This is a genomic window from Mycobacterium sp. NGS51, assembly GCF_059812525.1.
This window is the reverse complement of record NZ_JCALCV010000011.1, coordinates 46,486-69,581: the sequence shown is the minus strand read 5'-3', so window position 1 is coordinate 69,581 and position 23,096 is coordinate 46,486. Positions and strand designations below refer to the sequence as shown.

General features: G+C 67.3%; 22 protein-coding genes. 13 read left to right on the top strand and 9 right to left on the bottom strand.

The genetic code is table 11. The features are described from left to right. Positions 1 to 69: 69 nt before the first annotated feature. Both AC5Y5W_RS14950 and AC5Y5W_RS14945 read left to right on the top strand, forming a co-directional pair. The gene (locus tag AC5Y5W_RS14950; protein WP_500010832.1) at positions 70 to 648 is read left to right on the top strand and encodes a sigma-70 family RNA polymerase sigma factor; all 579 of its coding nucleotides are present in this window, start codon (positions 70 to 72) and stop codon (positions 646 to 648) included. After that, a complete protein-coding gene (locus AC5Y5W_RS14945) occupies positions 641 to 1,723 on the top strand; it encodes an anti-sigma-D factor RsdA (RefSeq protein WP_500010830.1) in 1,083 nt (360 codons plus the stop codon). The genes AC5Y5W_RS14950 and AC5Y5W_RS14945 overlap by 8 nt, the downstream gene beginning before the upstream one ends. Here AC5Y5W_RS14945 and AC5Y5W_RS14940 read toward each other — a convergent pair. Next, positions 1,720 to 2,112: a DUF5319 domain-containing protein gene (locus AC5Y5W_RS14940; protein WP_499888137.1), complete on the bottom strand. Its 393-nt coding sequence runs from the start codon at positions 2,110 to 2,112 to the stop codon at positions 1,720 to 1,722. The two genes, AC5Y5W_RS14945 and AC5Y5W_RS14940, sit on opposite strands and share 4 nt — an antisense overlap. A 150-nt stretch (positions 2,113 to 2,262) precedes the next feature. Between AC5Y5W_RS14940 and guaB the strand changes: the two genes are divergently transcribed. The 3 genes from guaB (at position 2,263) to AC5Y5W_RS14925 (ending at position 6,807) form a co-directional block, all read left to right on the top strand. Then, on the top strand, positions 2,263 to 3,840 hold the full coding sequence (guaB, locus tag AC5Y5W_RS14935) for an IMP dehydrogenase (RefSeq protein WP_500010829.1): 1,578 nt from the start codon (positions 2,263 to 2,265) through the stop codon (positions 3,838 to 3,840). Positions 3,841 to 3,860: 20 nt separating this feature from the next. Beyond that, positions 3,861 to 4,988, top strand: a complete 1,128-nt coding sequence (locus AC5Y5W_RS14930; RefSeq protein ID WP_500010977.1) for a GuaB3 family IMP dehydrogenase-related protein — start codon at positions 3,861 to 3,863, stop codon at positions 4,986 to 4,988. An 82-nt stretch (positions 4,989 to 5,070) separates the two neighbouring features. Beyond that, positions 5,071 to 6,807, top strand: coding sequence for a GMC oxidoreductase (locus AC5Y5W_RS14925; protein ID WP_500010828.1), 1,737 nt, complete (start codon positions 5,071 to 5,073; stop codon positions 6,805 to 6,807). Positions 6,808 to 6,820: 13 nt separating this feature from the next. Here the strand turns inward: AC5Y5W_RS14925 and AC5Y5W_RS14920 are convergent, their stop codons facing one another. After that, a complete protein-coding gene (locus tag AC5Y5W_RS14920; protein ID WP_500010827.1) occupies positions 6,821 to 7,711 on the bottom strand; it encodes a TauD/TfdA dioxygenase family protein in 891 nt (296 codons plus the stop codon). A gap of 67 nt (positions 7,712 to 7,778) precedes the next feature. On the opposite strand from AC5Y5W_RS14920, the gene AC5Y5W_RS14915 reads away from it, so the two are divergent. Both AC5Y5W_RS14915 and AC5Y5W_RS14910 read left to right on the top strand, forming a co-directional pair. Next, positions 7,779 to 8,348 (top strand): TetR/AcrR family transcriptional regulator, encoded by a 570-nt coding sequence (locus AC5Y5W_RS14915; RefSeq protein WP_500010826.1) that lies wholly within the window; start codon positions 7,779 to 7,781, stop codon positions 8,346 to 8,348. 74 nt (positions 8,349 to 8,422) lie between these two features. After that, positions 8,423 to 8,734 carry a hypothetical protein gene (locus tag AC5Y5W_RS14910; RefSeq protein WP_500010825.1) on the top strand — a complete coding sequence of 104 codons (312 nt, stop codon included), beginning with the start codon at positions 8,423 to 8,425 and terminating at the stop codon, positions 8,732 to 8,734. Between the two features lie 7 nt (positions 8,735 to 8,741). On the opposite strand, the gene AC5Y5W_RS14905 is transcribed toward AC5Y5W_RS14910, so the two are convergent. Together AC5Y5W_RS14905 and AC5Y5W_RS14900 are read right to left on the bottom strand one after the other, a co-directional pair. Next, positions 8,742 to 11,132, bottom strand: a complete 2,391-nt coding sequence (locus AC5Y5W_RS14905) for a glycoside hydrolase family 65 protein (protein ID WP_500010824.1) — start codon at positions 11,130 to 11,132, stop codon at positions 8,742 to 8,744. After that, positions 11,129 to 11,866, bottom strand: a complete 738-nt coding sequence (locus tag AC5Y5W_RS14900) for a beta-phosphoglucomutase family hydrolase (protein ID WP_500010823.1) — start codon at positions 11,864 to 11,866, stop codon at positions 11,129 to 11,131. Before AC5Y5W_RS14900 ends, AC5Y5W_RS14905 begins: the two co-directional genes overlap by 4 nt. Before the next feature lie 95 nt (positions 11,867 to 11,961). Between AC5Y5W_RS14900 and guaA the strand changes: the two genes are divergently transcribed. The 3 genes from guaA (at position 11,962) to AC5Y5W_RS14885 (ending at position 15,882) form a co-directional block, all read left to right on the top strand. Further along, positions 11,962 to 13,527 (top strand): glutamine-hydrolyzing GMP synthase, encoded by a 1,566-nt coding sequence (guaA, locus tag AC5Y5W_RS14895; protein WP_500010822.1) that lies wholly within the window; start codon positions 11,962 to 11,964, stop codon positions 13,525 to 13,527. Between the two features lie 149 nt (positions 13,528 to 13,676). Beyond that, complete coding sequence (gene imuA', locus AC5Y5W_RS14890; RefSeq protein ID WP_500010820.1) at positions 13,677 to 14,312, top strand: DnaE2-dependent mutagenesis accessory factor ImuA'; 636 nt, start codon at positions 13,677 to 13,679, stop codon at positions 14,310 to 14,312. A gap of 4 nt (positions 14,313 to 14,316) precedes the next feature. Further along, complete coding sequence (locus AC5Y5W_RS14885; RefSeq protein WP_500010818.1) at positions 14,317 to 15,882, top strand: DNA polymerase Y family protein; 1,566 nt, start codon at positions 14,317 to 14,319, stop codon at positions 15,880 to 15,882. 147 nt (positions 15,883 to 16,029) lie between these two features. Here the strand turns inward: AC5Y5W_RS14885 and AC5Y5W_RS14880 are convergent, their stop codons facing one another. Further along, positions 16,030 to 16,620 (bottom strand): TetR/AcrR family transcriptional regulator, encoded by a 591-nt coding sequence (locus AC5Y5W_RS14880; protein WP_500010816.1) that lies wholly within the window; start codon positions 16,618 to 16,620, stop codon positions 16,030 to 16,032. 99 nt (positions 16,621 to 16,719) lie between these two features. Between AC5Y5W_RS14880 and AC5Y5W_RS14875 the strand changes: the two genes are divergently transcribed. Continuing rightward, complete coding sequence (locus AC5Y5W_RS14875) at positions 16,720 to 17,190, top strand: DUF1772 domain-containing protein (RefSeq protein ID WP_500010975.1); 471 nt, start codon at positions 16,720 to 16,722, stop codon at positions 17,188 to 17,190. A gap of 65 nt (positions 17,191 to 17,255) precedes the next feature. Continuing rightward, positions 17,256 to 17,585, top strand: coding sequence for a nitroreductase/quinone reductase family protein (locus AC5Y5W_RS14870; RefSeq protein WP_499888798.1), 330 nt, complete (start codon positions 17,256 to 17,258; stop codon positions 17,583 to 17,585). A gap of 36 nt (positions 17,586 to 17,621) precedes the next feature. On the opposite strand, the gene AC5Y5W_RS14865 is transcribed toward AC5Y5W_RS14870, so the two are convergent. The 4 genes from AC5Y5W_RS14865 to AC5Y5W_RS14850 form a co-directional block, all read right to left on the bottom strand. Continuing rightward, positions 17,622 to 18,587 carry a nucleoside hydrolase gene (locus tag AC5Y5W_RS14865; protein ID WP_500010814.1) on the bottom strand — a complete coding sequence of 322 codons (966 nt, stop codon included), beginning with the start codon at positions 18,585 to 18,587 and terminating at the stop codon, positions 17,622 to 17,624. Next, entirely contained in the window at positions 18,584 to 19,228 is a 645-nt protein-coding gene (locus AC5Y5W_RS14860; RefSeq protein ID WP_500010973.1) for a 2OG-Fe dioxygenase family protein, read from the bottom strand. Before AC5Y5W_RS14860 ends, AC5Y5W_RS14865 begins: the two co-directional genes overlap by 4 nt. A gap of 82 nt (positions 19,229 to 19,310) precedes the next feature. Then, a complete protein-coding gene (locus AC5Y5W_RS14855) occupies positions 19,311 to 21,323 on the bottom strand; it encodes an SDR family oxidoreductase (RefSeq protein WP_500010812.1) in 2,013 nt (670 codons plus the stop codon). Between the two features lie 76 nt (positions 21,324 to 21,399). Further along, a complete protein-coding gene (locus tag AC5Y5W_RS14850; RefSeq protein ID WP_500010810.1) occupies positions 21,400 to 22,104 on the bottom strand; it encodes a histidine phosphatase family protein in 705 nt (234 codons plus the stop codon). Positions 22,105 to 22,217: 113 nt separating this feature from the next. Here AC5Y5W_RS14850 and AC5Y5W_RS14845 point away from each other — a divergent pair, with 113 nt between their 5' ends. Next, entirely contained in the window at positions 22,218 to 23,090 is an 873-nt protein-coding gene (locus tag AC5Y5W_RS14845) for a MaoC/PaaZ C-terminal domain-containing protein (RefSeq protein ID WP_500010808.1), read from the top strand. Positions 23,091 to 23,096: the final 6 nt, after the last annotated feature.

Sequence of the window (23,096 nt, the reverse complement as noted above, 5' to 3'; positions counted from 1 at the left end):
CCTTATGGTTTTAGCTGGGTCGCCGTGCCGGGCTGTGTTCGGTTCGTAACGTTGGAGATATCGCCGTCGATGACAGTGCAGGAAGAACGTCTCGACGCTGTTGTCGCTGACGCCGTGGCAGGTGATCGGGACGCACTTCGAGAAGTGCTGGAAACGATCCGCCCGATCGTCATTCGATACTGCCGCGCACGCCTCGGCACGGTCGAGCGGGGCGGCCTTTCGGCCGATGACGTCGCGCAGGAGGTGTGCTTGGCCGCCATCACGGCGCTGCCGCGCTACCGAGACCGCGGGCGTCCCTTCCTGGCTTTCGTGTACGGCATCGCCGCACACAAGGTGGCTGACACGTACCGCGCCGCCGGCCGCGACCTGTCCTACCCCGCCGAGTCGCTTCCCGAGCGACGCTCAATCGACGCGGGGCCCGAGCAGCTGGCCGTCGAAGCCGATTCGGTGAGCCGGATGAAGGAATTGCTCGAGATCCTGCCCGACAAGCAGCGCGAGATCCTGATTCTGCGGGTCGTGGTCGGGCTGAGCGCCGAAGAGACCGCCACCGCCGTCGGCAGCAGCGCGGGAGCGGTCCGAGTGGCACAACACCGTGCGCTGACCCGGTTGAAGACCGAAATTGTTGCAGCGGGACGTGACTATGTCTGAATACGGCCGCACCCCGTTTGACCAGCCCGACCTGGCCGCGCTGGCGCACACCGATCGGCTGCTCGACGCACTGGCGACACGTCAGCCCGTTGATTTCCCCGAGTTCGAGGAACCCGGCGACGACATGCTGGCCGCGCTGCTGGCGGACTGGCGGGACGACTTGAGGTGGCCGCCGGCAAGCGCCTTGGTCAGCGACGCCGAGGCCATCGCGGCGCTGGAACGCGGGCTGGCCGATCAGCCCCCCAACCGGCGCGGCCTGGCGCTGGCCGGGTCGGCGGCCGCGGCTGTGCTGGCGCTGGGCGGGTTCGGCGCCCTGGTGGGCAACGCGCAGCCCGGCGACGCGCTCTACGGGATGCACACGATGCTGTTCGGCGAACCGCCATCAGTGCATGACGACCGCGTCGAACTGGCCGCCAAAACCGAGCTGGAACAAGTCCAGCAAATGATCAACCAAGGTCAGTGGAGCCAGGCGCAGGACAAGCTCGCCGCAGTCAACGACAGCGTGCAAACCGTCAACGACACTAGCCGCAAACAGCAGCTGGTCGACCAGATGACTCAGTTGAACGCCAAGGTCGCCACTCACGACCCCAACGCGACCGTCGCGCCCAGCGCGCTGCCCGACCCCGGTGTGCCACCGGCGACGACCACGACGATCCCGGTGAGCGCCTCGGCATCCAGCTCCGAACCCCCGACATCGGTCGCGTCCTCTGCCGCGGCTTCGACCACGACCGCCCCGGCCCCGACGACCACAGCAAGCCCGGTGCCGGCCCCGACGCCGACGTCGGCTCCGACCACCGCGGCCTCGCAAACGCCGCCCAGTCCGTCCACCGCGGCAGCGCGGACTTCGGCTGCAGCGCCCAGCCCGTCGACCGCAGCGCCGAGTCCGTCGTCCTCGGCACCGCCGACCGCCAACGCGACCACGCCGACAACGTCAGCGCCGGCGCCCGCTCAGTCGCCCTCGCAGGTGGTCAGTGTGACCCAAACCACGGAAGCGCCGTCGACAGTGGCGAAAAGCACCAGCCAACAACCCATTCCGGGAAGTGGCGGAAAAAACGGCGGACCAGGTGAGGGTTAGGTTTCCGTCGTCGCCTCGTTGAGCGATGCATCGGCGTACCCGCGGCAGTAATCCCAGGTCACGTAGGCGTCTGGTTCCGGGTCGTAGGCCGGCTCATGGGGACGGACGGTCCCGTCGACGAGCAACTGCAACAGGTTGGCGCGCAACATGTCCCAGTCGTGGTAGTGGTCCTGCTGACATTCGTCGCAGCACACCACCAGACCGCGAATACCCTTGTGCGCCAACAGTGCCTCATATACCGCGAGGTCGGCCAAGTCGGCTTCGACCGCCATCCGCTCCTGGGCATCCAGTGGCTGACCCGGCTCGACGGCATCCAGCGCCGCCGACGGATCGCATGGGTCATCGGCAAAGGGGTCGGGCGGCAAACCCGGTGGGAGGTAGTCGCGCACGTCTCCACATTACGCAGCCGGGTTGGGATCGCGCCAGCGGTCTGGTCGCCGCCGAACGGCCGCGCCGTGGTCCGCGAGCCACAGTCCAGTGTGAAGCGGCGAGCCGATAGGATGGAATCTTCACTCCGCCTGCGTATGGAGGCCTCATCGATGTCCGGTCTTGACGGCAGCGCCGACCTGATTGTCAGCCCGTCCGCCCGCGTCGGTGGCATGCCTGACGATGCGGTGCCCACCGGCGGGGACGACCCGCACAAGGTCGCGATGCTAGGGCTGACTTTCGACGACGTTCTGCTGCTGCCCGCCGCCTCCGACGTGGTGCCCGCCACCGCGGATACTTCCAGCCAGCTCACCAAGAAAATCCGGCTCAAGGTGCCGTTGGTCAGCTCGGCGATGGACACCGTCACCGAGGCGCGGATGGCGATCGCGATGGCCCGCGCCGGCGGCATGGGGGTGCTGCACCGCAACCTGCCCGCCGCCGAACAAGCCGGGCAAGTCGAGACCGTGAAGCGGTCGGAGGCGGGCATGGTCACCGATCCGGTCACCTGCCGGCCGGACAACACGCTGGCCGAGGTCGACGCGATGTGCGCCCGGTTCCGTATCTCGGGACTGCCGGTGGTCGACGATGCCGGCGCGCTGGTGGGCATCATCACCAATCGCGACATGCGCTTTGAGGTCGACCAATCCAAGCCGGTCGCCGAGGTGATGACCAAAGCCCCGCTGATCACCGCCCAAGAAGGTGTCACCGCCGACGCGGCGCTGGGCCTGCTGCGCCGGCACAAAATCGAGAAGCTGCCGATCGTCGACGGCCGCGGCCGGCTGACCGGGCTGATCACCGTCAAGGATTTCGTCAAGACCGAACAACACCCGCTGGCAACCAAGGACAGCGACGGCCGGTTGCTGGTTGGTGCGGCCGTCGGGGTCGGCGACGACGCCTGGACACGTGCCATGACCTTGGTCGACGCTGGCGCCGACGTGCTGATCGTCGACACCGCGCACGCCCACAACCGGCTGGTGCTCGACATGGTCGGCAAACTCAAGGCCGAAGTCGGCGAGCGGGTCGAGGTGGTCGGCGGCAACGTCGCCACCCGCTCGGCGGCCGCAGCGCTGGTCGAGGCCGGCGCCGACGCGGTCAAAGTCGGTGTTGGCCCGGGCTCGATCTGCACCACCCGGGTGGTGGCCGGAGTCGGGGCGCCGCAAATCACCGCGATCCTGGAGGCCGTCGCGGTGTGCGGGCCCGCAGGCGTGCCGGTGATCGCCGACGGCGGGCTGCAGTACTCCGGTGACATCGCCAAGGCGCTGGCCGCCGGCGCGTCGACGGCCATGCTGGGCTCGCTGCTGGCCGGGACCGCCGAGTCGCCCGGCGAGCTGATCTTCGTCAACGGCAAGCAGTACAAGAGCTACCGCGGCATGGGGTCGCTGGGCGCCATGCAGGGGCGGGCCGAGGGCAAGTCGTACTCCAAGGACCGCTATTTCCAGGACGACGTGCTCTCCGAGGACAAGCTGGTGCCCGAGGGCATCGAGGGCCGGGTGCCGTTCCGCGGCCCGCTGTCGACGGTGATCCACCAGCTCACCGGCGGGCTGCGTGCGGCGATGGGATACACCGGGGCCACCACGATCGAGGCCCTGCAGCACGCGCAGTTCGTCCGGATCACCGCGGCGGGCCTGAAGGAAAGCCACCCGCACGACATCACGATGACTGTCGAAGCGCCCAACTACTACGTGCGGTGAATGGGTCGTTCATGCGTGACATGGTCGAGATCGGCATGGGCCGCACAGCCCGTCGTACCTACGAACTCGACGACATCAACATCGTGCCGTCCCGGCGCACCCGCTCTTCGCAGGACGTGTCGACGGCCTGGCAGCTCGACGCGTACCGGTTCGAGATCCCCGTCATCGCCCACCCGACCGATGCCCTGGTGTCGCCGGAATTCGCGATCGAGCTGGGCCGGCTCGGCGGATTGGGAGTGCTCAACGGCGAAGGGCTGATCGGCCGGCACGCCGACGTGGCCGCCAAGATCGACCAGGTCGTCGAAGCCGCGGCGAAAGAACCCGAACCGTCGGCGGCGATTCGGCTGCTGCAGCAATTCCACGCCGCGCCGCTGGACCCCGAGCTGCTGGGCGCCGCGGTGGCCCGCATTCGCGAGGCCAGCGTGACCACCGCGGTGCGGGTGAGCCCGCAGAACGCGCAGGCGCTGACCCCGGCGCTGGTGGCCGCCGGCATCGACCTGCTGGTCATCCAGGGCACGATCATCTCCGCCGAACGCGTCGCGAGCGACGGCGAGCCGCTCAACCTCAAGACGTTCATCTCCGAGCTGGACGTGCCGGTGGTGGCCGGCGGGGTGCTCGACCATCGCACCGCGCTGCACCTGATGCGCACCGGGGCCGCCGGCGTCATCGTCGGCTACGGCTCGACGCGGGGCGTGACCACCAGCGACGAGGTGCTGGGGATCAGCGTCCCGATGGCCACCGCGATCGCCGACGCCGCCGCGGCTCGCCGCGAATACCTCGACGAGACAGGCGGCCGCTATGTGCATGTGCTGGCCGACGGGGACATCCACACCTCTGGCGAGCTGGCGAAGGCGATCGCCTGCGGCGCCGATGCGGTGGTGCTGGGCACGCCGTTGGCCGAGGCCGCCGAGGCGCTCGGCGACGGGTGGTTCTGGCCGGTCGCCGCGGCGCACCCGTCGCTGCCGCGCGGCGCGCTGCTGCAGGTCGCCATCGGTGAACGGCCGCCGCTGCGGCAGGTGCTCAGCGGCCCGTCTGACGATCCGTTCGGCTCGCTGAACCTCGTCGGTGGTTTGCGCCGTTCGATGGCCAAGGCCGGGTACTGCGACCTCAAGGAATTCCAGAAGGTCGGCCTGACCGTCGGGTCCTGACTTCCGCCGCGAACAGACAGAGAATCGTGTTACCCCGCCGGCTTTTATGCGATTCTGCGTCTGCTCGCCGTAGGCTGGCCGGGTGGAACCGGATTACGACGTTCTCATAATCGGTTCGGGGTTCGGCGGCAGCGTCACCGCGCTGCGATTGACCGAAAAGGGCTACCGGGTCGGCGTGCTGGAGGCGGGTCGCCGCTTCGCCGACGAGGATTTCGCCAAGACCTCGTGGAACCTGCGCAAATTCCTGTGGGCGCCGAAGCTGGGCTGCTACGGCATCCAGCGCATCCACCTGCTGAACAACGTGATGGTGCTGGCCGGCGCCGGCGTCGGGGGCGGATCGCTGAACTACGCCAACACCTTGTACGTGCCGCCGGAGCCGTTCTTCGCCGACCCGCAGTGGAGACACATCACCGACTGGCGTTCTGAGCTGATGCCGCATTACGACCAGGCGCAGCGGATGCTGGGGGTGGTCAAGAACCCGACGTTCACCGATGCCGACCGCATCGTCAAAGAGGTCGCCGACGAGATGGGCGTGGGTGACACGTTTGTGCCCACCCCGGTCGGGGTGTTCTTCGGCCCAGACGGGCAAAAAGTGCCGGGCAAGACGGTGCCCGACCCGTACTTCGGCGGGGCGGGCCCGGCCCGCGCGGGTTGCCTCGAAGTCGGGGAATGCATGACCGGCTGCCGCCACAACGCCAAGAACACACTGGTCAAAAACTATCTGTATCTCGCGGAATCCGCTGGCGCGCAAGTGCATCCGATGACAACCGTGACCGGCTTCGACCAGCGGGCCGACGGTCTGTGGCAGGTCCATACGGCCCGCACCGGCCGCTGGTTGCGCAGAGACAAGCGCACCTTCACCGCGGCGCATCTCGTGCTGGCCGCCGGCACGTTCAATACCCAGAAGTTGCTGTTCAAGATGCGCGATACCGGCAAGCTGCCGCGACTGTCCGAGCGGTTGGGGGTGTTGACCCGCACCAACTCCGAGTCGATCGTCGGCGCCGGCCGCCTGCAAGTCAGCTCCGATCTGGATCTGACCCATGGGGTTGCGATCACGTCGTCGATTCACCCGACGTCCGACACCCACGTCGAACCGGTCCGCTACGGCAAGGGCTCCAATGCGATGGGGTTGCTGCAGACGTTGATGACCGATGGCCCCGGCCCGGAAGGCACCGACACCCCGCGGTGGCGACAGTTGCTGGATCAAGCCCGCGAAGACCCGCGCGGCATTCTGCGGCTGCTCAACCCCCGGCGGTGGAGCGAGCGCACGGTGATCGCCTTGGTCATGCAGCACCTGGACAACTCGATCACCACGTTCACCAAGCGCGGGCGGTTCGGCATCCGGCGCTACTCCAGCAAACAGGGGCACGGCGAACCCAATCCGAGTTGGATTCCGGTGGGCAACGAAGTCACTCGGCGCATCGCCGCCAAGATCGACGGGGTGGCCGGCGGAACCTGGGGAGAGCTGTTCAACATCCCGCTGACCGCGCACTTCCTGGGCGGCGCGGTGATCGGCGACAACCCCGAACACGGCGTCATCGACCCGTATCACCGGGTGTACGGCTACCCGACGCTGCTGGTGACCGACGGCGCCGCCATCTCGGCCAACCTGGGTGTCAACCCGTCGCTGTCCATCACCGCGCAAGCCGAGCGGGCCGCGTCGCTGTGGCCGAACAAGGGCGAGAATGATCTACGCCCGCGCCAAGGTGAGCCGTATCGTCGTCTGGACCCGGTCGCCCCGCAGCATCCCGTGGTGCCCGGCGACGCGCCCGGCGCGCTGCGCTGGCTGCCGATCCAGCCGATGAGTTCTGCCGGCTGAGATTGCCTGGCCGCTAACCCGCGACGGCTTCCAGCGGGGCACCGCTGATCACCCGGCTCCGCTGCCCCAGCACGTCGACAGGAACATCACCCATCAACGTGACCCGGTGCATCAGCCGGTGCTGGCCGTCGTAGTCGTCGACTGCCCGGTGCTGGGTGGCCCGGTTGTCCCACATGGCGACGTCACCGGGCTCCCAGTTCCACCGGATCGTATTCTCCGGCACCGTGATTCGTCGCTGCAGCAAATCGAACAGCACTCGTGACTCGTGCTCGTCGAGCCCGACGAACCCACGGACGAAATCTCCGGCCACCAGCGTGCGTTCGCCGGTCTCCGGGTGCACCCGCACCACCGGGTGCTCGGTGCGGAAGTCCGGCTTCTCGAACGCCTCTCGCAGCGCCCGCTGCTCGGCGGTCATGGTGGCGGCCGCGGCATAGTCGTATCGGTTGCTGTGCAGCGCCCAGAGAGTGTCGGCAAGGTGTCGCAGCGGTTCCGGTAGCGCCGTGTAGGCGGCCGCGGTCGAGGCCCACAGCGTCGATCCGCCGTAACTCGGCAGGGTGACTGCCCGCAGGATCGATGCGGCCGGGTAATTCGGGACGAACGTGACGTCGGTGTGCCAACGGTTGGCCTTGCCGTATTCGGAGTCGATTGGCGTGATGGTCGGTGCGTCGTCGTACTTGATCGCCGGGTGGCCGACCGGGGTGCCAAGCAGCTTGGCGAAAGCCAGCTGTTGAGCGTCATCGAGGTGGTGTTGGCCGCGGAAAAAGATCACCTTGTGGGACAACAGCGCCCGGTGAATCTCCTCGATTGTCGACGCGTCGAGGTCGCCGCCGAGTTGTACGCCGTCGATGCGCGCGCCGATGCGGCTGCCGAGCTTGGTCACGGCCAGAGCCGAGGGAATGGTCATCTCGATTGTCCTCGAATCGCAGTAAGAAAGTCGCTGTAGTCAGATGACTACAAGTTAGTGTAGTCACATGACTACGCGAGTGGCAAGACAGCGGCGCGATCAGATGCCGGTAGGGCGGGAGGAGGTGGTGGCGGCGATCCTGGCCGCCGCGGCCGACCTGTTCGCCGACGGCGGTCCGGCCGCGACGTCTATCCGCGACATCGCCGCCCGGTCGAAGGTCAATCACGGGCTGGTGCATCGCCACTTCGGCAGCAAGGAGAATTTGGTCGGCGCGGTTCTCGACCACCTGGGCGCAACCACCACCGCGCTACTGCAGACCGGCGCACCGGCGCCGGAGGTGGAGCGGACCTTCGATCGGCACATCCGGGTGCTTGCCCGGGCATTACTCGACGGCTATCAGGTGGGCCAGTTGCAGACTCGGTTTCCAGGCGTGTCGCAGCTGCTGGACGGGGTCCGCTCGCGACACGACAGCGAACTCGACGCACGGGTGGCCGTCGCCAATGCTGTTGCCTTGCAGCTTGGTTGGCGGTTGTTTGAGCCTTTCCTGCGCTCGGCGGCCGGCATCGGCGAGATGACCGACGCGGACTTGCAGCAGGCCATCAGCGCCGAGGTGGCGCGACTCGTCGAACCGCATTGACCAGTCGTGACGTTTGAAGCCGGCACATCCGGGGCAACGCTGAGTGAACAGTCCTCGCCGATGAAGGAGGGACAGTGCTCTGGCTGGCCGTGGTGTGCGTCATCGTCGGCGCCGTGATGTTTGTCGTCGGGCTCGTGCTTTTCACCAACGGGGCGGGGGTGGCACCACACCGTCGTACCGCCGATGATCCCACCGGCGCCAAGCGGGCGGCGTCGCGCGTGCAGTGGCGCGAGGTGTTTCGCCGAATACCTCGAAGCGTCGGGGTCATGACGGGGCGAGACGCCGAACGCAGCGACAAGTTGATGGCGGTTGGTTCGCTGTGTGTGCTGGCCGGTCTGGTCGCCTGGTTTGCCGCTGTGCTGGCGTTCATCACCGCGTTCGTGTGAACGCCGGTCAGGTCGTAGGACTGACGGTGCGTCCCTGAGACCTGATCATGCGCCGATGCGTTGGCTCACGGTTCGGCGGCTGGTGCGGGGTGGGCAGCAGCGGTTCCCGGCGCCGGATGGCAATGGTCGACGGCTCGTTGGTCGACAACTCGAGATCTTCACCGGCGTGCCGGATTGTCAACTCACCGTCGGGCCCGTCGCGCAGGGTATAGATGACCTCGTCATGCGATACGCAGACGGTGAGCCGAAAACCCTTCCACCGCAACCGGAACCGCAGACACGAGATGCCGTCGGGCAGTGCGGGGTCGAGCGCGAGAATACCCTCGTCGTCGCGTAGCCCGCCGAATCCTGCGACCAGCGCCATCCACGCCCCGGCCAGCGACGCCATGTGCAGACCGTCGCGGCTGTTATGGTGCAGATCCCGCAGATCGATCAGCCCTGCCTCGAAGGCGTAGTCGTGGGCCAAGTCCAGATGCCCCACCTCGGCACACATCACCGCCTGGATACACGCCGACAGTGACGAATCGCGCACGGTGCGCCGTTCGTAGTAGTCGACATTGCGGGCCTTCTCCTCCGGCGTGAATGCGTGGCTTTGCCACTGCATCGCCAACACCAGATCGGCCTGCTTGATGACCTGCGATGGATACAGCCGCACATAGGGTTCGTGTAGCAACAGCGGGTACGTGTTGTTTGCTTCGAAGTCCCACTCGGCGAAGGTGGTGAAGCCCTCACACTGCTGGTGCACGCCCAGGTCCTCGTCGTAGGGGATGTGCGCGGCGTCGGCGGCATCGCGCCAGGCGGCCATCTCTTCGGTACTGACACCTTGTGCCTGCGCCGCCTCGACATGGCGGGCACACGCATCGGCCGCAGTGCGCAGATTGTGCGACGCCATCAAATTGGTGAACACGTTGTCGCGGACGATCGCCGTGTACTCGTCGGGGCCGGTGACCCCGTCGAGATGCCACACGCCATGCCGGTCGTGGTGTCCCAGCGAGCGCCACAGCCGGGCGGTTTCGATCAGCACCGCCAACCCGCAGTCATCTTCCAGCGACTGGTCGCCGGTGACGACGCGATACCGCTCGAACGCCATCGCGATGGCGGCGTTGATGTGAAAAGCGGCAGTGCCGGCCGGCCAGTAGCCCGAACACTCCTGGCCGCGGATGGTCCGCCAGGGAAAGGCCGCGCCGTCGAGGCCGAGCTCGTCTGCCCGCTCCTTGGCGAGGTCCAGCGTCGAAGCTCGCCATCGCAGCGCATCGGCTGCGGCGTGCGGTGCGGTGTAGGTCAGGACTGGAAGAACGAATCCCTCGGTGTCCCAAAAGGCGTGGCCGTCGTAGCCGGTGCCGGTCAGTCCCTTGCTGGGGATCGCACGCTGTTCGGCGCGTGCACTGGCCTGCAGGATGTGGAACAGCCCGAACCGCACCGCCTGTTGACTGTCGGCGTCGCCTTCGACCTCCACGTCGGCACTGTCCCAGAAGTCGTCGAGATATTTACGCTGGGCATCTAGCAGCCCCTGCCAGCCGACATAGCGGGCGCCGGTGATTGCGCCCGCCGCCTGGTCACGCAAGGCCGGCCGCGAGCGCAGACTCGACCAGCCGTAAGCCAGATATTTGACGATGCGCAGTTTCTGGCCCGCGCGCAGCCCACAGATGATCGTCGTCCTGGCCAGGTCGGGACGCGCTTCAGTGCTGACCTCAACGCGGCCCGGGACCTCGATCTCGTGGTCCATCACCGCGGCCATCATCAGTCCACTGCCCCTGGTGCGGTGCATCAGCATTGCCCGGTGGTCGGTGGTGCTTTCGTGGTCGACGGCCTCCAGCGGTTCGTCCAGCACGGCGGACACCCGCGGATCGGCTGATGTCTGCGGCTGGTCCTCGTTGGCGACGAGTTCGGATTGCACTGTCACGCGGACAAATTCGTCGAGTGCCTCGACGACATACTCGATTGCCGCCACGCTGCGCTGGTCCAGTGACACCAGTCGAGTGGACACCACCTTCACCTGCTTGCCGGCCGGCGAGCGCCAATGCGCGTGGCGGGTCAGCGTCCCGGCCCTCAGGTCGAGAATCCGCTCGTGGGCGATCAGTTCGCCGTAGCGGACGTCGAACAACTCGTCGTCGACCATCAGGCGCAGGATCTTGCCGTTGGTGACGTCGACGACCGTCTGGCCGGCCTCCGGGTACCCGAAGCCGGCCTCCGCGTACGGCAGCGGCCGTATTTCGTAAAACGAGTTCAAATAGGTGCCCGGCAGGCCATGCGGCTCGCCTTCGTCGAGATTGCCGCGTAACCCGATATGTCCGTTGGACAGCGCGAACAAGGATTCCGATTGGGCCAGCACGTTCAGGTCGAGCCGGGTTTCGCGCACCTGCCAGGGCTCGACGGGGAAGTCCTCGTCGGTGATCATGACAGCAGCTCGGCCAGATCGGTGACGACGACGTCGGCGCCGTCGCGGCGCAACTCCTCGGCCTGTCCCACCCGGTCGACGCCGACTACGAAGCCGAAGTTCCCGGCGCGACCGGCCGCCACACCCGACAGCGCATCCTCGAACACCGCGGCCGCGTCGGCGTCCACCTGCAGCAGCTCGGCCGCCCGCAGAAACGAGTCCGGGGCCGGCTTGCCCGCGATGTGCTCTTCGCGCAGAGTTACCCCGTCGACGCGCTGCTGGACGAACCGCTCCAGGCCGGTGACTTCGAGCACCTCGCGGGTATTGGCACTGGACGACACCACCGCCACCGCCAGGCCGGCGGAGGCCACCGCTTCCAGGTAGCGGCGCGACCCGTCGAACACGTCGACACCGTCATCGTGCAGGGTCTGCTGGAACGCCTCGTTTTTGCGGTTGCCCAGGCCGTGCACGGTCTCGGCGTCATCGGGATCGTCGGGGCCGCCCTCAGGCAATTCGATGCCGCGGCTGTCCAGAAAGGACCGGACACCGTCCTCGCGTTTTTTGCCGTCCACGTACTGCCGGTAGTCGGTGGCCGGGTCGAACGGGACGAATTCCTCACCGGTGCGCTCCGACCGCCGGCGAAGGTAGTCGTCGAACATGGTCTTCCAGGCTTTGGTGTGCACACTGGCGGTGTCGGTGAGTACACCGTCGAGATCGAACAGACACGCATGCACCTTTTCCGGCAGACCCAGCACAGCAGACCTCTCCTTTCAGTGGGGGCACTACCACTTCAGCATGCCGGTGATCGGCAGGCAGCGTTTCGCCGAGGGCCGCTCATTAGACTGTGCCGGTGCAGTCAGCATCGCCTCGTCCTGTGTTGGTCGTTGACTTCGGAGCGCAGTATGCCCAGTTGATCGCCCGCCGGGTGCGCGAGGCCCGGGTGTTCTCCGAAGTCGTTCCGCATACCGCCTCGGTCGAGGAGATCAAGGCCCGCGACCCGCAGGCGCTGGTGCTCTCCGGCGGGCCGGCCAGCGTCTATGCCGAACAGGCGCCGCAACTCGATCCGGCGCTGTTCGAGCTGGGGCTGCCGGTATTCGGGATCTGCTACGGGTTCCAGGCCATGGCTCAGGCGCTCGGCGGCACCGTCGCGCCCACCGGGACCAGTGAATACGGCCGGACCCAACTGAAAGTCCTTGGCGGCGAATTGCATTCGGACCTGCCCGATAACCAGCCGGTTTGGATGAGTCATCGTGACGCCGTCACCGCCGCACCGGATGGATTCGAGGTGGTGGCCACCAGCGCCAGTTCGCCGGTCGCTGGCTTCGAGGACCGGGCCCGGCGGCTGGCCGGCGTGCAGTACCACCCCGAAGTGCTGCACACCCCGCACGGGCAGCAGGTGCTCAGCCGCTTCCTGCACGACTTCGCCGGCATCGGTGCGGACTGGACGCCGGCCAACATCGCCAGCGCGCTGGTCGAGCAGGTGGCCGAGCAGATCGGCGACGGCCATGCGATCTGCGGGTTGTCCGGCGGGGTCGATTCGGCGGTGGCCGCGGCCTTGGTGCAGCGCGCCATTGGTGACCGGCTAACCTGTGTCTTCGTCGACCACGGGCTGCTGCGTGCCGGCGAGCGCGCGCAGGTACAGCGCGACTTCGTGGCCGCCACCGGCGCCAACCTGGTCACCGTCGACGCGGCGCAGACCTTCCTCGAGGCGCTGGCGGGAGTGACCAACCCCGAAGGCAAGCGCAAGATCATCGGCCGCCAGTTCATCCGGGCCTTCGAAGGTGCGGTGCGGGATGTATTGGGCGGCCGTGCTTCTGGGGGAGCGATTGACTTCCTGGTGCAGGGCACGCTGTATCCGGACGTGGTGGAGTCCGGTGGCGGCAGCGGCGCCGCCAACATCAAAAGCCACCACAATGTCGGCGGGTTGCCCGATGATTTGAAGTTCAAACTCGTCGAGCCGTTGCGGCTGCTGTTCAAAGACGAGGTGCGCGCGGTCGGGCGAGAGTTGGGGCTGCCGGAGGAAATCGTTGCGCGCCAACCCTTTCCGGGCCCGGGGCTGGGGATTCGAATTGTCGGCGAGGTCACCGCGGCGCGGCTGGAGACGCTGCGGCGCGCCGATGCGATCGCGCGCGAGGAGTTGACCGCGGCTGGCCTGGATACCCAGATCTGGCAGTGCCCGGTAGTGCTGCTGGCCGACGTTCGCTCGGTGGGCGTGCAGGGCGATGGCCGCACCTACGGGCACCCGATCGTGCTGCGGCCGGTGTCCAGCGAGGACGCCATGACCGCCGACTGGACACGGGTGCCCTACGAGGTGCTGGAGCGCATTTCCACCCGGATCACCAACGAGGTCGTCGAGGTCAACCGGGTGGTGCTCGACGTCACCAGTAAGCCGCCCGGCACCATCGAGTGGGAGTAAGCCCACTTTTGCGGCGAGTGTGCGTGTCCCCGGCCGACACGCCGCGCGAATAGCCGGATTTGTGCACGTTCACGAGCCGCTTGACGGTTGTCGGTGGGCAGGTGTTGACTCATCGATATCGAACATACATTCGAGAACGTGAGGGATTTATGCCGACCGCTGCCGTTGATGACCGCGCTGAGCAGCTGAAACTGCTGCGCCGGCAGATGGCGGCGGTGTCGGGGAAGGTCGGCTCCGGGCGGCCGGCGGAGTCGGAGGCCAGACTGCCGGTCCCGCCGTTGCTGGCCGATGTGCTGCCCGACGCGTTGCCCCGGGGAACGGTGGCGGTGCTGTCGGGGGCACGGTCGCTGCCGCTGAGCATGGTGGCCGCGGTGACGGCCGACGGCGGCAACGCGGCGATCGTCGGCCAACCGAATATCGGACTGCTGGCCGCCGTGGAGATGGGGGCGGACCTGAGCCGCCTCGCGGTGATACCAGATGCCGGAACCGACCCGGTCGAGGTGGCCGCGGTGCTGATGGACGGGATGGATCTGGTGGTCCTCGGGCTGGGTGGACGCTCGGTGCCGTTGACCCGGGCGCGAGCGGTGGTGGCCCGCGCGCATCAGAAGGGCTGCACGCTACTGGTCACCGACGGCGACTGGCAGGGAGCGTCGATGCGGCTGGAGGCTCGGGTCTGCGGTTATGAGACCGGCGTACCAGGTTTTGGCCGGATCGGGGAGGTGCGGCTCCAGATCAGCCGGGTAGGCGGGCGGGGGCGAATGGTTGGGCGGATACGGGCGGGATAGTCCGATGGCCTCCCGAGTGCTGGCGATCTGGTGTATGGATTGGCCGTCGGTGGCGGCGGCGGCCGCGGCCGGCCTGCCCGCGACGGCGCCGGTCGCGGTCACCCTGGCCAACCGGGTGATCGCCTGTTCGTCGGCCGCCCGTGCGGCGGGGGTACGACGCGCGCTGCGGCGACGGGAAGCGGCTGCGCGCTGCCCGCAACTGCACGTGGTGGCCGCCGACGCCGATCGCGACGCCCGCTTCTTCGAAGGCATCGTCGCCGCGATCGACGATTTGGTGCCGCGAGCCGAGGTGCTGCGGCCCGGGCTGGTGGTGGTGCCGGTGCGCGGGGCGGCCCGCTTCTTCGGGTCCGAACAGGCTGCAGCCGAGCGGCTGATCGACGCGGTGGCCGCCGCCGGCGCCGAATGTCAGGCCGGAATCGCCGACCAGTTGTCCACTGCGGTCTTCGCTGCCCGTGCGGGTCGAGTCGTGCAACCCGGACACGACGCGCGGTTCCTGTCGGTGTTGTCGATCCGCCAGCTCGCCACCGAGCCCAGCCTGTCCGGTCCCGGCCGCGACGACCTGGCGGACCTGTTGTGGCGGATGGGGATTCGCACGATTGGGCAGTTCGCTACCTTGTCGCGTACCGACGTGGCGTCGAGGTTCGGTACCGATGCGGTGACCGCGCACCGGTTTGCCCGCGGCGAGCCGGAGCGTGGACCATCCGGGCGGGAGTTACCGCAGGAATTCGATGCCGTACTGCACTGCGACCCGCCGATCGATCGGGTCGACGCCGCAGCCTTCGCCGGCCGCTCGTTGGCCGGCACGCTGCATCAGACGTTGATGGGCGCCGGGGTGGGATGCACCAAGCTGGCCATTCACGCCGTCACCGCCAACGGCGAAGAGCTGCAACGGGTGTGGCGTTGCGCCGAGCCGTTGACCGAGGACGCCACCGCCGACCGGGTGCGTTGGCAGCTGGACGGGTGGTTGAACAAGCGGACCGCCGACGAGCGCCCCACCGCGCCGGTGACGCTGCTGCGGCTGCAGGCGGTGGAGGTGATCTCGGCTGGGGCGCTGCAGTTGCCGTTATGGGGTGGACTCGGCGACGACGACCGGTTGCGGGCCCGCCGGGCGCTGGTCCGGGTGCAGGGCCTGCTGGGGCCGGAGGCGGTGCAGGTGCCGGTACTGTCCGGCGGACGTGGGCCGGCCGAACGCATCACCTTCACGCCGCTGGGCGACGAGCCGGTGCCGCAGGCCGACCCGCGTCAGCCATGGCCGGGTCAGCTGCCGGAGCCCTCGCCGACAGTGTTGGTCGATGATCCAGTGGAATTGCTTGACACGCAGGGTAATCCGGTGCGGGTGACCAGCCGCGGACTGTTCTCCGCCGACCCGGCGCGACTGACCGCCCGCGGCCGCGACGACCGGCTGTGCTGGTGGTCCGGCCCCTGGCCGGTCGACGAACGCTGGTGGGATCCGCAGCGGGCCAAGGGCCGCACCGCCCGGGCGCAGGTCCTGCTCGACGGCGATCCCGGTAGGGCGCTGCTGCTGTGCTACCGCCGGCGGCGCTGGTATCTGGAGGGGATCTACGAGTAGTGCCCTTTGCGCCGAGCGTGAAGCTGCTGCGAAAAAATCGCAGAAATCTCGCAACAGTTTCACGCTCGGCGTGTCAAGTTTCGACACCAACGTTTCAGTCTCGATCATGGGCGGGTGCTGCGGCAGATGGGCGCGCCGGTCTCACCGTCAATCTGACCGCTCGCTTGCCGAAGCGAACCGGCTTATCAACAAGTCGACCCGGGCCACGTGCTGCTCCGGACGTAACCGGCCGCCGCGGAAGAGCGTGACCAGTCCGTGCAGCGCCGCCCACAGCACCTCGGCGAGGGTGTCGACATCCTGGCGGCCTGCAATTCCTGTGACTGCTTGGCGGAGCTCGGCGAAGCCTTTTACCAACTCGGGCGGGGTATCTGCATCAGCGAATCGCAATGTGGTGGCGCGGGTGAACATTGCGTCGTAGAGCGCCGGGTTCTTTTCGGCGAACTCGATATAGGCATGCGCGATTCGTTTCAGCGTCGCCTCGGGCCCTCGTCGCCCACGGCGGGCACGGGACAGCGCCTCGGCAAGTTCGTCGAACCCGTCGATTGCCACAGCCTCGGCGATACTGTCCATCCCCGAAAAGTGCTTGTACAACACCGGCTGGCTGTATTCGATCTCCTCGGAGAGTCGACGCGTGGTAACAGCCTCCCAGCCCTCGGCTTCAGCCAACCCGCGGGCCGCACTGATGATGAGGCGACGACGTGCGGCTTGCTCGCGCGCTCGTCGCTCGTTGATGGCCATACCTGATCATAGCATTGCTAGAAAAGCTAGCGACGCTATTGACGAACGCATCCGGCAGCGCTAGCATTGCTAACCTTAGGACTGAGAGTGAGGCGCGACATGATCGAACTCGCCGAGGTGCTGGCGATGATCGCGGTGTTGGGTACTGCGGTTGTGTACGGCACCGACGTATTCTGCGCGGTTGTTCAACGACCAGCATTGGCCGCCGTTGACGATGGTGCCCTGGTGGCCGTGATGGGCAGCGTGCATCACTACGGTGACCGGCGCATGCCAGTGCCCGGTGTTCTCGGCGGCGTGGCCGCCATCGCCAGCGCTGCGTTGTTCGCGGTCGCCGGTCAATGGACCCAGAGCATTGCGGCATTCCGCGCGGTAGTGCTGCTGCTGCTCTGGATCGTGCTTTATGCGTGGGTCAGCGCGCCGATCAACCGCCAGCTCACCCAGGCCGCTACCAGCCGCCAGGTCCCGCCGAACGCGCGTGTGCTGCAGTCCGGTTGGGACCGCATCATCAACGTTCGTGCCGCTTTGCAGGGACTGGCGCTCGCAGCGCTGTGCCTCACGATGATCGTCTGACCCGCAATGTCTACACCGGAAAGGAGGTCGTCATCGTGCGACCGCAAACACTGGGCCGACTCGTGATGCGCGCGGCACCGCTTTTCAACGCGCCGGTAGCCGCGGTGGCCAACTCGCCACGCTTCGGCGGGCTGGTGAACCGCAACATCGCCATGCTCAGCTATACCGGACGGCGGTCCGGACGTAGGTTCAGTATCCCGGTGGGATACCGCCGCAGCGGTGACGAGGTCATCATCGGCGTCAACATGCCCGAGGCGAAGACGTGGTGGCGCAACTTTCTCGGCGACGGAGGCCCACTGACGTTGCGGCTCGACGGCAGCGAACGCGCCGGGCATGCGGTCGCCACGCGTGACCAGAAGGGGCGCGTCACCATCACCGTGCGACTGGCCAACTGAGCACCGTTGCGTGACCCGGGGTGCGGGCGGCCAAAGTTAGCCCAGCCGCTGCGCGAAGGGCCCGACCCGCTCGATGAACCGGTCGAAGAACGCTACCGGGTCGACGTCAACCCCGATGAGCGCGTTGGGTTCTCGACCCCAGCGCCCCGACCAGTCGGTCACCGTCATGCCGCGGGTCAGGCTGCCCGCCAGTTCGACGTCCACCGTGGCCGGTCGGGTCGCCACCAACTGCGGGTCCAACGCGACCGCGGCGGCCAGCGGATCGTGCAGGTGTGCCAGATACCCGTAGCCAGCGTTGTCGTGGGCCTCGAAGTAGAACCGCATCGCGTCTTCGATGAATCGGATCAACAGGTTCGGTGCCGCCGTCGGCAACCGCGACAAGTGCTCCGGTGTCATCGCGATGTGCTGGGTCAGGTCCAACCCGCACAGAATCGGAAGACATTCGGCGCCAACCCAGCTTCCGAAGACTTCCGCCGCCGCCTCGGGGTCCACGCTGATGTTCCATTCGGCCACCGGATTGGTGTTGCCCCGGTAGTCGTAGGCGCCGCCCATGATCACCAGCCGGCGCAATAACGTCGGCAATGTCGGCTCGGCGCGCAACGCCAACGCCAGGTTGGTCAGCGGCCCGGTGGCCACGCCGATCAACTCGCCGGGATATGCGCGTGCAGCCCGGACCCACGCGCTCGCCGCGTCATAGTCGGTGAGCGCCCGATCAGACGGCGGCAGCTCGGCATACCCTAAACCATTGGGCCCATGGGCTTTTCCGGGAGGACACATCGGACAGCTCAGTGGCTGCTCGGCGCCCTTGGATACCGGGACCTCGCCCGCCCGGCACAGGTCGAGCAGCGCGAGGTTGTTCTCGCAAACCTGGCCTACCCCAACGTTTCCCCCGGTCGAGGCGATGCCCACCAGTTCGGCCTCTGGGCTGGCCAGCAGATACACCAATGCCAGCGCATCGTCGACGCCGGTATCGACATCGGCGAAAATCGGTGATGTGTTCACGCAAACGTGATTACCAGAACGTCGCGCATTGCAGGCGCCGACTCGTCAACTGGCCGGATCGGCGAGACGCAATGCACGGTACGGCGATCGTCACCCAGCAGCAGTGTCCCGGGCTCGCCCAGCGTGGCAACCAGCAGTTGACGACCGGTCACATCGAAGACGGTGCTCTGGCCGCCGGTAGCGTTGCTGCGATTGATCAGCAGCGAGGTAACCAGCGTGACGCCATCGCGGTGCAACCCCTCCGGGGTGGCTCGACCCTCGCCATCCCCGGATGCCACCACCCGAAACGGATGCACCTTGACGGTCCACTCCGCAACATCGGCGAGGGCACCGGCGACATGACCCAACAACGTCAGGATCCGTTGCAGCAGCGGCTCGCCGGCGAACGCGTCGGTCAACGGCTCGAAGTGGCGATCCCGCTCGAGGTAAAGGGGGTTGGAGCCCTGCGGTTGTACGAACGCGCCGGTGGGCATCGGCGTAGCGACGCCGTCTGCGAACGTGTAGTGGCCGTAGCGGCGCAGCCGCTGAATACCGAGCTCGGCTGCGTAGGGATCCGGCGCCAGCTCCTCCCAGTGCGCAGCGAACCGGCTCCACACGGTCTCGTCGACGCCGAGACTGCGCGCCACCTCGACGGGGGGCATCAGGCACACGCCCGTCGCGGCGAGGGCGTCGGCGTTCACGTCGGCGGAATACCTGCCAGCCGAGCCGGCTAAACGCGCGGAATCACCAGTGCACGCCGGGCACCAACCGCACCGCGCGTTTGACCGGACCGGGCACCCGCAGCCGAGTGACCGACCGAACCGGGCGCTTCGGCTTGCGCCGCGACGACGATTGGGCGGCAACGGGTTCAACCGGCTCGATGCCCAGCGCTGCCGCGGAGTCGGGGTAACCAAGATAGAGCTGATGCAGGATCCGCCGCGACAGCTTCGGGGTGAAGTAATTGCCGACGTCGGCAAGGGTCCCCAACGGGGTGTCGATCCGCGCCGGCTTCTCGACCAGGCCTCGCACCACCATCGCCGCGGCGTGCTCGGGGCTGATCGCGCGCATCGGGTTGAGCCGCCGCGACGGCGCAATCATCGGGGTGGCCACCAACGGCATATGGATGTTGGTGAAGGTGATGTGATCCGACAGCGTCTCCGACGACACCACCTCGGCGAACGCGTCCAGCGCCGCCTTACTGGGCAGATACGAGCTGTACTTAGGGCTGCGGGCCTGCACCCCGGCACTGGACACGTTGACGACGTGACCAAACCGTCGCTCACGCCAGTGCGGTAACAGCGCCAGCATCATCCGCACTGCGCCGAAATAGTTGACCGCCATCACCCGCTCGTAATCGTGCAGTCGCTCAGTGGAATTGACCACCGACCGGCGAATCGAGCGGCCCGCGTTGTTGACCAGGTAGTCGACATGGTCGAACCGACCCAGGATGTCCTTGATGGTGTGCTCGACCGATGCCGAGTCGGTGACGTCACAGGTGAACGCGTAGGCCCGGCCACCTCCCGCGCGGATTTCGGCGACCAGGTCGTCGAGCGCCTCGCCGTTGCGGGCCAGCGCGAACACCGTCGCACCCCGCTCGGCGACCGCAATGGCCGACGCGCGACCGATGCCGCTGGACGCGCCGGTGATGATGACGTGCCGACCGACCAACGGGCCGGCCGGGTCGTTGCGACGGGCGCGGTCGGGGTCCAGATGCTGCGCCCAGTACCGCCAGAGCGCCGGCGCATAGTCGGCGAACTCGGGCACGCTGATCCCGGTGCCGCGCAACGCCTGCTGTGTCTCGTCGGAGGTGAAGGTGGGCGCCAAATCGACGACGTCGAGAACCTCGGCGGGAATACCGAGTTGGGTGGCCGCCATATTGCGCCATACCTTGGCCCGGCCCCGCACCTTGAGCACCGGTGCGGCCACCGAGCGGGGCAGTGAGCCACGCAGCGCCGGCAGACCGGCTTCGGCGGCGATTCCGCGGTAAATACCGCGCAGGCCAATGGTTTTCGGCGCGGTCAGGTGGAACGCCTGTCCGTCTCGGCCGTCGGCGTGCATCAGCGACACCAGCGCATTGACGACGTAGTCGACCGGGACGATGTTGGTGCGCCCGGTGTCGGGCAACATGATCGGGGTGAACCGGGGAAGCACAGCCAACTTCGTCAATAGTGGAAAGAAGTAATACGGCCCGTCGACCTTGTCCATCTCGCCGGTGCGCGAATCACCCACTACCACCGCCGGCCGGTAGATGCGGTAGCGCAGCCCGGGCATCGAGCGCACCAATGACTCGGCTTCGAACTTGGTCTGGTGGTAGGGCGTCGGCAGCTGCTGCCCGACGTCGAAATCGGCCTCGGTGTACTCCCCACGGAAGTCGCCGGCCACCGCGATCGACGACACGTGATGCAGCGTCGCATCGAGCCGACGGGCCAGCTCGATCACGACGCGGGTGCCGTCCACGTTGGCGGCGCGTTGCTCGGCATCCGACGCGGTGATGTCATAAATCGCCGCACAGTGCACCACATGGTCGATGTCACCCAGGTCGGCGATGGCCTCGTCGGTCAACCCGAGATCGACCGCCGTCAGGTCACCGACCAGCGGTTTTACCCGATCGCCCCAGTCACGGGCCAGCCGTTCGAACCGGCCCAGCGTCGGCCGGCGCACCAATACCACCACCTCGGAGCCGGGCTCAGTCGCCAGTAGACGGGACACCACTCGTCGCCCGATAAACCCGGTACCGCCGGTAACGACATACCGCATGCAAGCTATCGTGACGGCTGACACCGCGCGCGTCAACGCACTGTGACGGGATCGTCGCTAGAGCAACTGCGCGGGCCTAGTAGCTGAAGTCGCGGATGCCGTCCCAATCCACCAGCGTCCACCCCATCGCAGGGCTGCCTTTGATGACGACGCGCCCAATGTTGGGCAGCGGATGGCTTTTCGCCAAGCTGTCCTTGGGGTTCTTCACGTTCATCAAAGTCCAGTACATGATTGACGTGCTGTGCGAAAACGCGATCGGTTTGCTGTTGCCGCTGTCGTAGATCTTTTGGACGGCGGCGCCGAATTGGTCATTGAACTTGCTTCCGCTGATGGACCCGGGGATGGCGTCCTGGTGATCGCCGTTCAGCCAGTCCGCGGGCGCGAGCAGATAGGTCAAGCTGGCCCTGTCCGATCGCGTGTTGTCATACCAGCCGGCGTCGACTTCGCGCAGACCGGGCAGGATCTGAACCTGCTCGTTGAGTTCCTTGGCCAGCGGAGCGGCGGTCTGCTGCGTGCGGACCATGGTTGAGGCGTACACGCCGTCGTAGTCGTTGCGGGCAAGTTGGTGAGCGATCTGCTCGGCCTGCCCCTCACCCTCCTCGGTGAGGCCCGGACCGGGAACCTCGGTGTTGATCATGCCCGCGGCGTTGCTCTCGGACTCGGCATGCCGCACGAAGGTCAGCGTGATGGTGCGCACGTGCGGCGATCCCGAGCAGGCGCCGACGATGACGGCCGCGGCAAGCGCGGCCGCCGCCTTCCAGATAATGGTGCGGTTGAGCATGCCGATAGCCTGCCTTGTCAAGGGCGTCGGTGTGAAGCATTTGCCCGGGTTGGGATGAAGAAGTGTCGCGGCAGCACACGCTGCCGAGTGAATCTGATCGAGAGGAGACCCGCATGGCGATCGACCCGAAGGCCGTCGGTGCGACGACGGAGCCGATGCTGTTCGAGTGGACCGACCGCGACACCATGCTGTATGCGCTCGGTGTCGGCGCCGGCACCGACGAGCTGTCGTTCACCACTGAGAACAGCCACGACATCAGCCAACAGGTATTGCCCACCTATGCCGTCATCTGCTGCATAGGGTTCGCGGCCGCGGCCAAGGTCGGCCAGTTCGACTTCAGCCGGCTGCTGCACGGGTCGCAGGAGATTCGGTTGTTCGCCCCGCTGCCGCCGGCCGGCCGCCTCAGCGTGGTCTCCGAGGTGGCCGACATCCAGGACAAAGGGGAGGGCAAAAACGCGATCGTCATGTTGCGCGCCCGCGGCACCGACCCGGCCACGCAGCAGGTCGTCGCCGAAACCCTGACCACGGCCGTCATCCGCGGCGCCGGCGGATTCGGCGGAGAGCCCGGTCAGCGGCCGGCCGCACCGGAGATCCCGGACCGCGAACCCGACTCCCAAATCACCTACGCCACCCGCGAGGACCAGGCCCTGCTCTATCGGCTTTCCGGTGACCGCAACCCGCTGCACAGCGATCCCTGGTTTGCGCAGACCCTGGCGGGCTTTCCCAAGCCGATCCTGCACGGATTGTGCACCTACGGGTTCGCCGGGCGCGCGCTCGTCGCCGAGCTCGGCAACGGGGATGCCACCAAGGTCACCAGCATCGCCGCGCGTTTCACCTCGCCGGTGTTCCCCGGCGAAACGCTGACCACCTCGATTTGGCGCACTGAGTCCGGCCGGGCGGTGTTCCGTACCGAGGCGTCCGCGCCCGACGGCGGCGACGCGCGCTTGGTGCTCGAGGACGGCGCAGTCGAATATGCGGCCGAGTAGCGCGCC

Bases quoted from the DNA above. Each gene is read 5' to 3' on its own strand.
- AC5Y5W_RS14950 (WP_500010832.1), top strand. From the start codon at position 70: ATGACAGTGCAGGAAGAACGTCTCGACGCTGTTGTCGCTGACGCCGTG.
- AC5Y5W_RS14945 (WP_500010830.1), top strand. From the start codon at position 641: ATGTCTGAATACGGCCGCACCCCGTTTGACCAGCCCGACCTGGCCGCG.
- guaB (WP_500010829.1), top strand. From the start codon at position 2,263: ATGTCCGGTCTTGACGGCAGCGCCGACCTGATTGTCAGCCCGTCCGCC.
- AC5Y5W_RS14930 (WP_500010977.1), top strand. From the start codon at position 3,861: ATGGTCGAGATCGGCATGGGCCGCACAGCCCGTCGTACCTACGAACTC.
- AC5Y5W_RS14920 (WP_500010827.1), bottom strand. From the start codon at position 7,711: ATGACCATTCCCTCGGCTCTGGCCGTGACCAAGCTCGGCAGCCGCATC.
- AC5Y5W_RS14915 (WP_500010826.1), top strand. From the start codon at position 7,779: ATGACTACGCGAGTGGCAAGACAGCGGCGCGATCAGATGCCGGTAGGG.
- AC5Y5W_RS14905 (WP_500010824.1), bottom strand. From the start codon at position 11,132: ATGATCACCGACGAGGACTTCCCCGTCGAGCCCTGGCAGGTGCGCGAA.
- imuA' (WP_500010820.1), top strand. From the start codon at position 13,677: ATGCCGACCGCTGCCGTTGATGACCGCGCTGAGCAGCTGAAACTGCTG.
- AC5Y5W_RS14885 (WP_500010818.1), top strand. From the start codon at position 14,317: ATGGCCTCCCGAGTGCTGGCGATCTGGTGTATGGATTGGCCGTCGGTG.
- AC5Y5W_RS14880 (WP_500010816.1), bottom strand. From the start codon at position 16,620: ATGGCCATCAACGAGCGACGAGCGCGCGAGCAAGCCGCACGTCGTCGC.
- AC5Y5W_RS14875 (WP_500010975.1), top strand. From the start codon at position 16,720: ATGATCGAACTCGCCGAGGTGCTGGCGATGATCGCGGTGTTGGGTACT.
- AC5Y5W_RS14870 (WP_499888798.1), top strand. From the start codon at position 17,256: ATGCGCGCGGCACCGCTTTTCAACGCGCCGGTAGCCGCGGTGGCCAAC.
- AC5Y5W_RS14860 (WP_500010973.1), bottom strand. From the start codon at position 19,228: ATGCCCCCCGTCGAGGTGGCGCGCAGTCTCGGCGTCGACGAGACCGTG.
- AC5Y5W_RS14855 (WP_500010812.1), bottom strand. From the start codon at position 21,323: ATGCGGTATGTCGTTACCGGCGGTACCGGGTTTATCGGGCGACGAGTG.
- AC5Y5W_RS14850 (WP_500010810.1), bottom strand. From the start codon at position 22,104: ATGCTCAACCGCACCATTATCTGGAAGGCGGCGGCCGCGCTTGCCGCG.
- AC5Y5W_RS14845 (WP_500010808.1), top strand. From the start codon at position 22,218: ATGGCGATCGACCCGAAGGCCGTCGGTGCGACGACGGAGCCGATGCTG.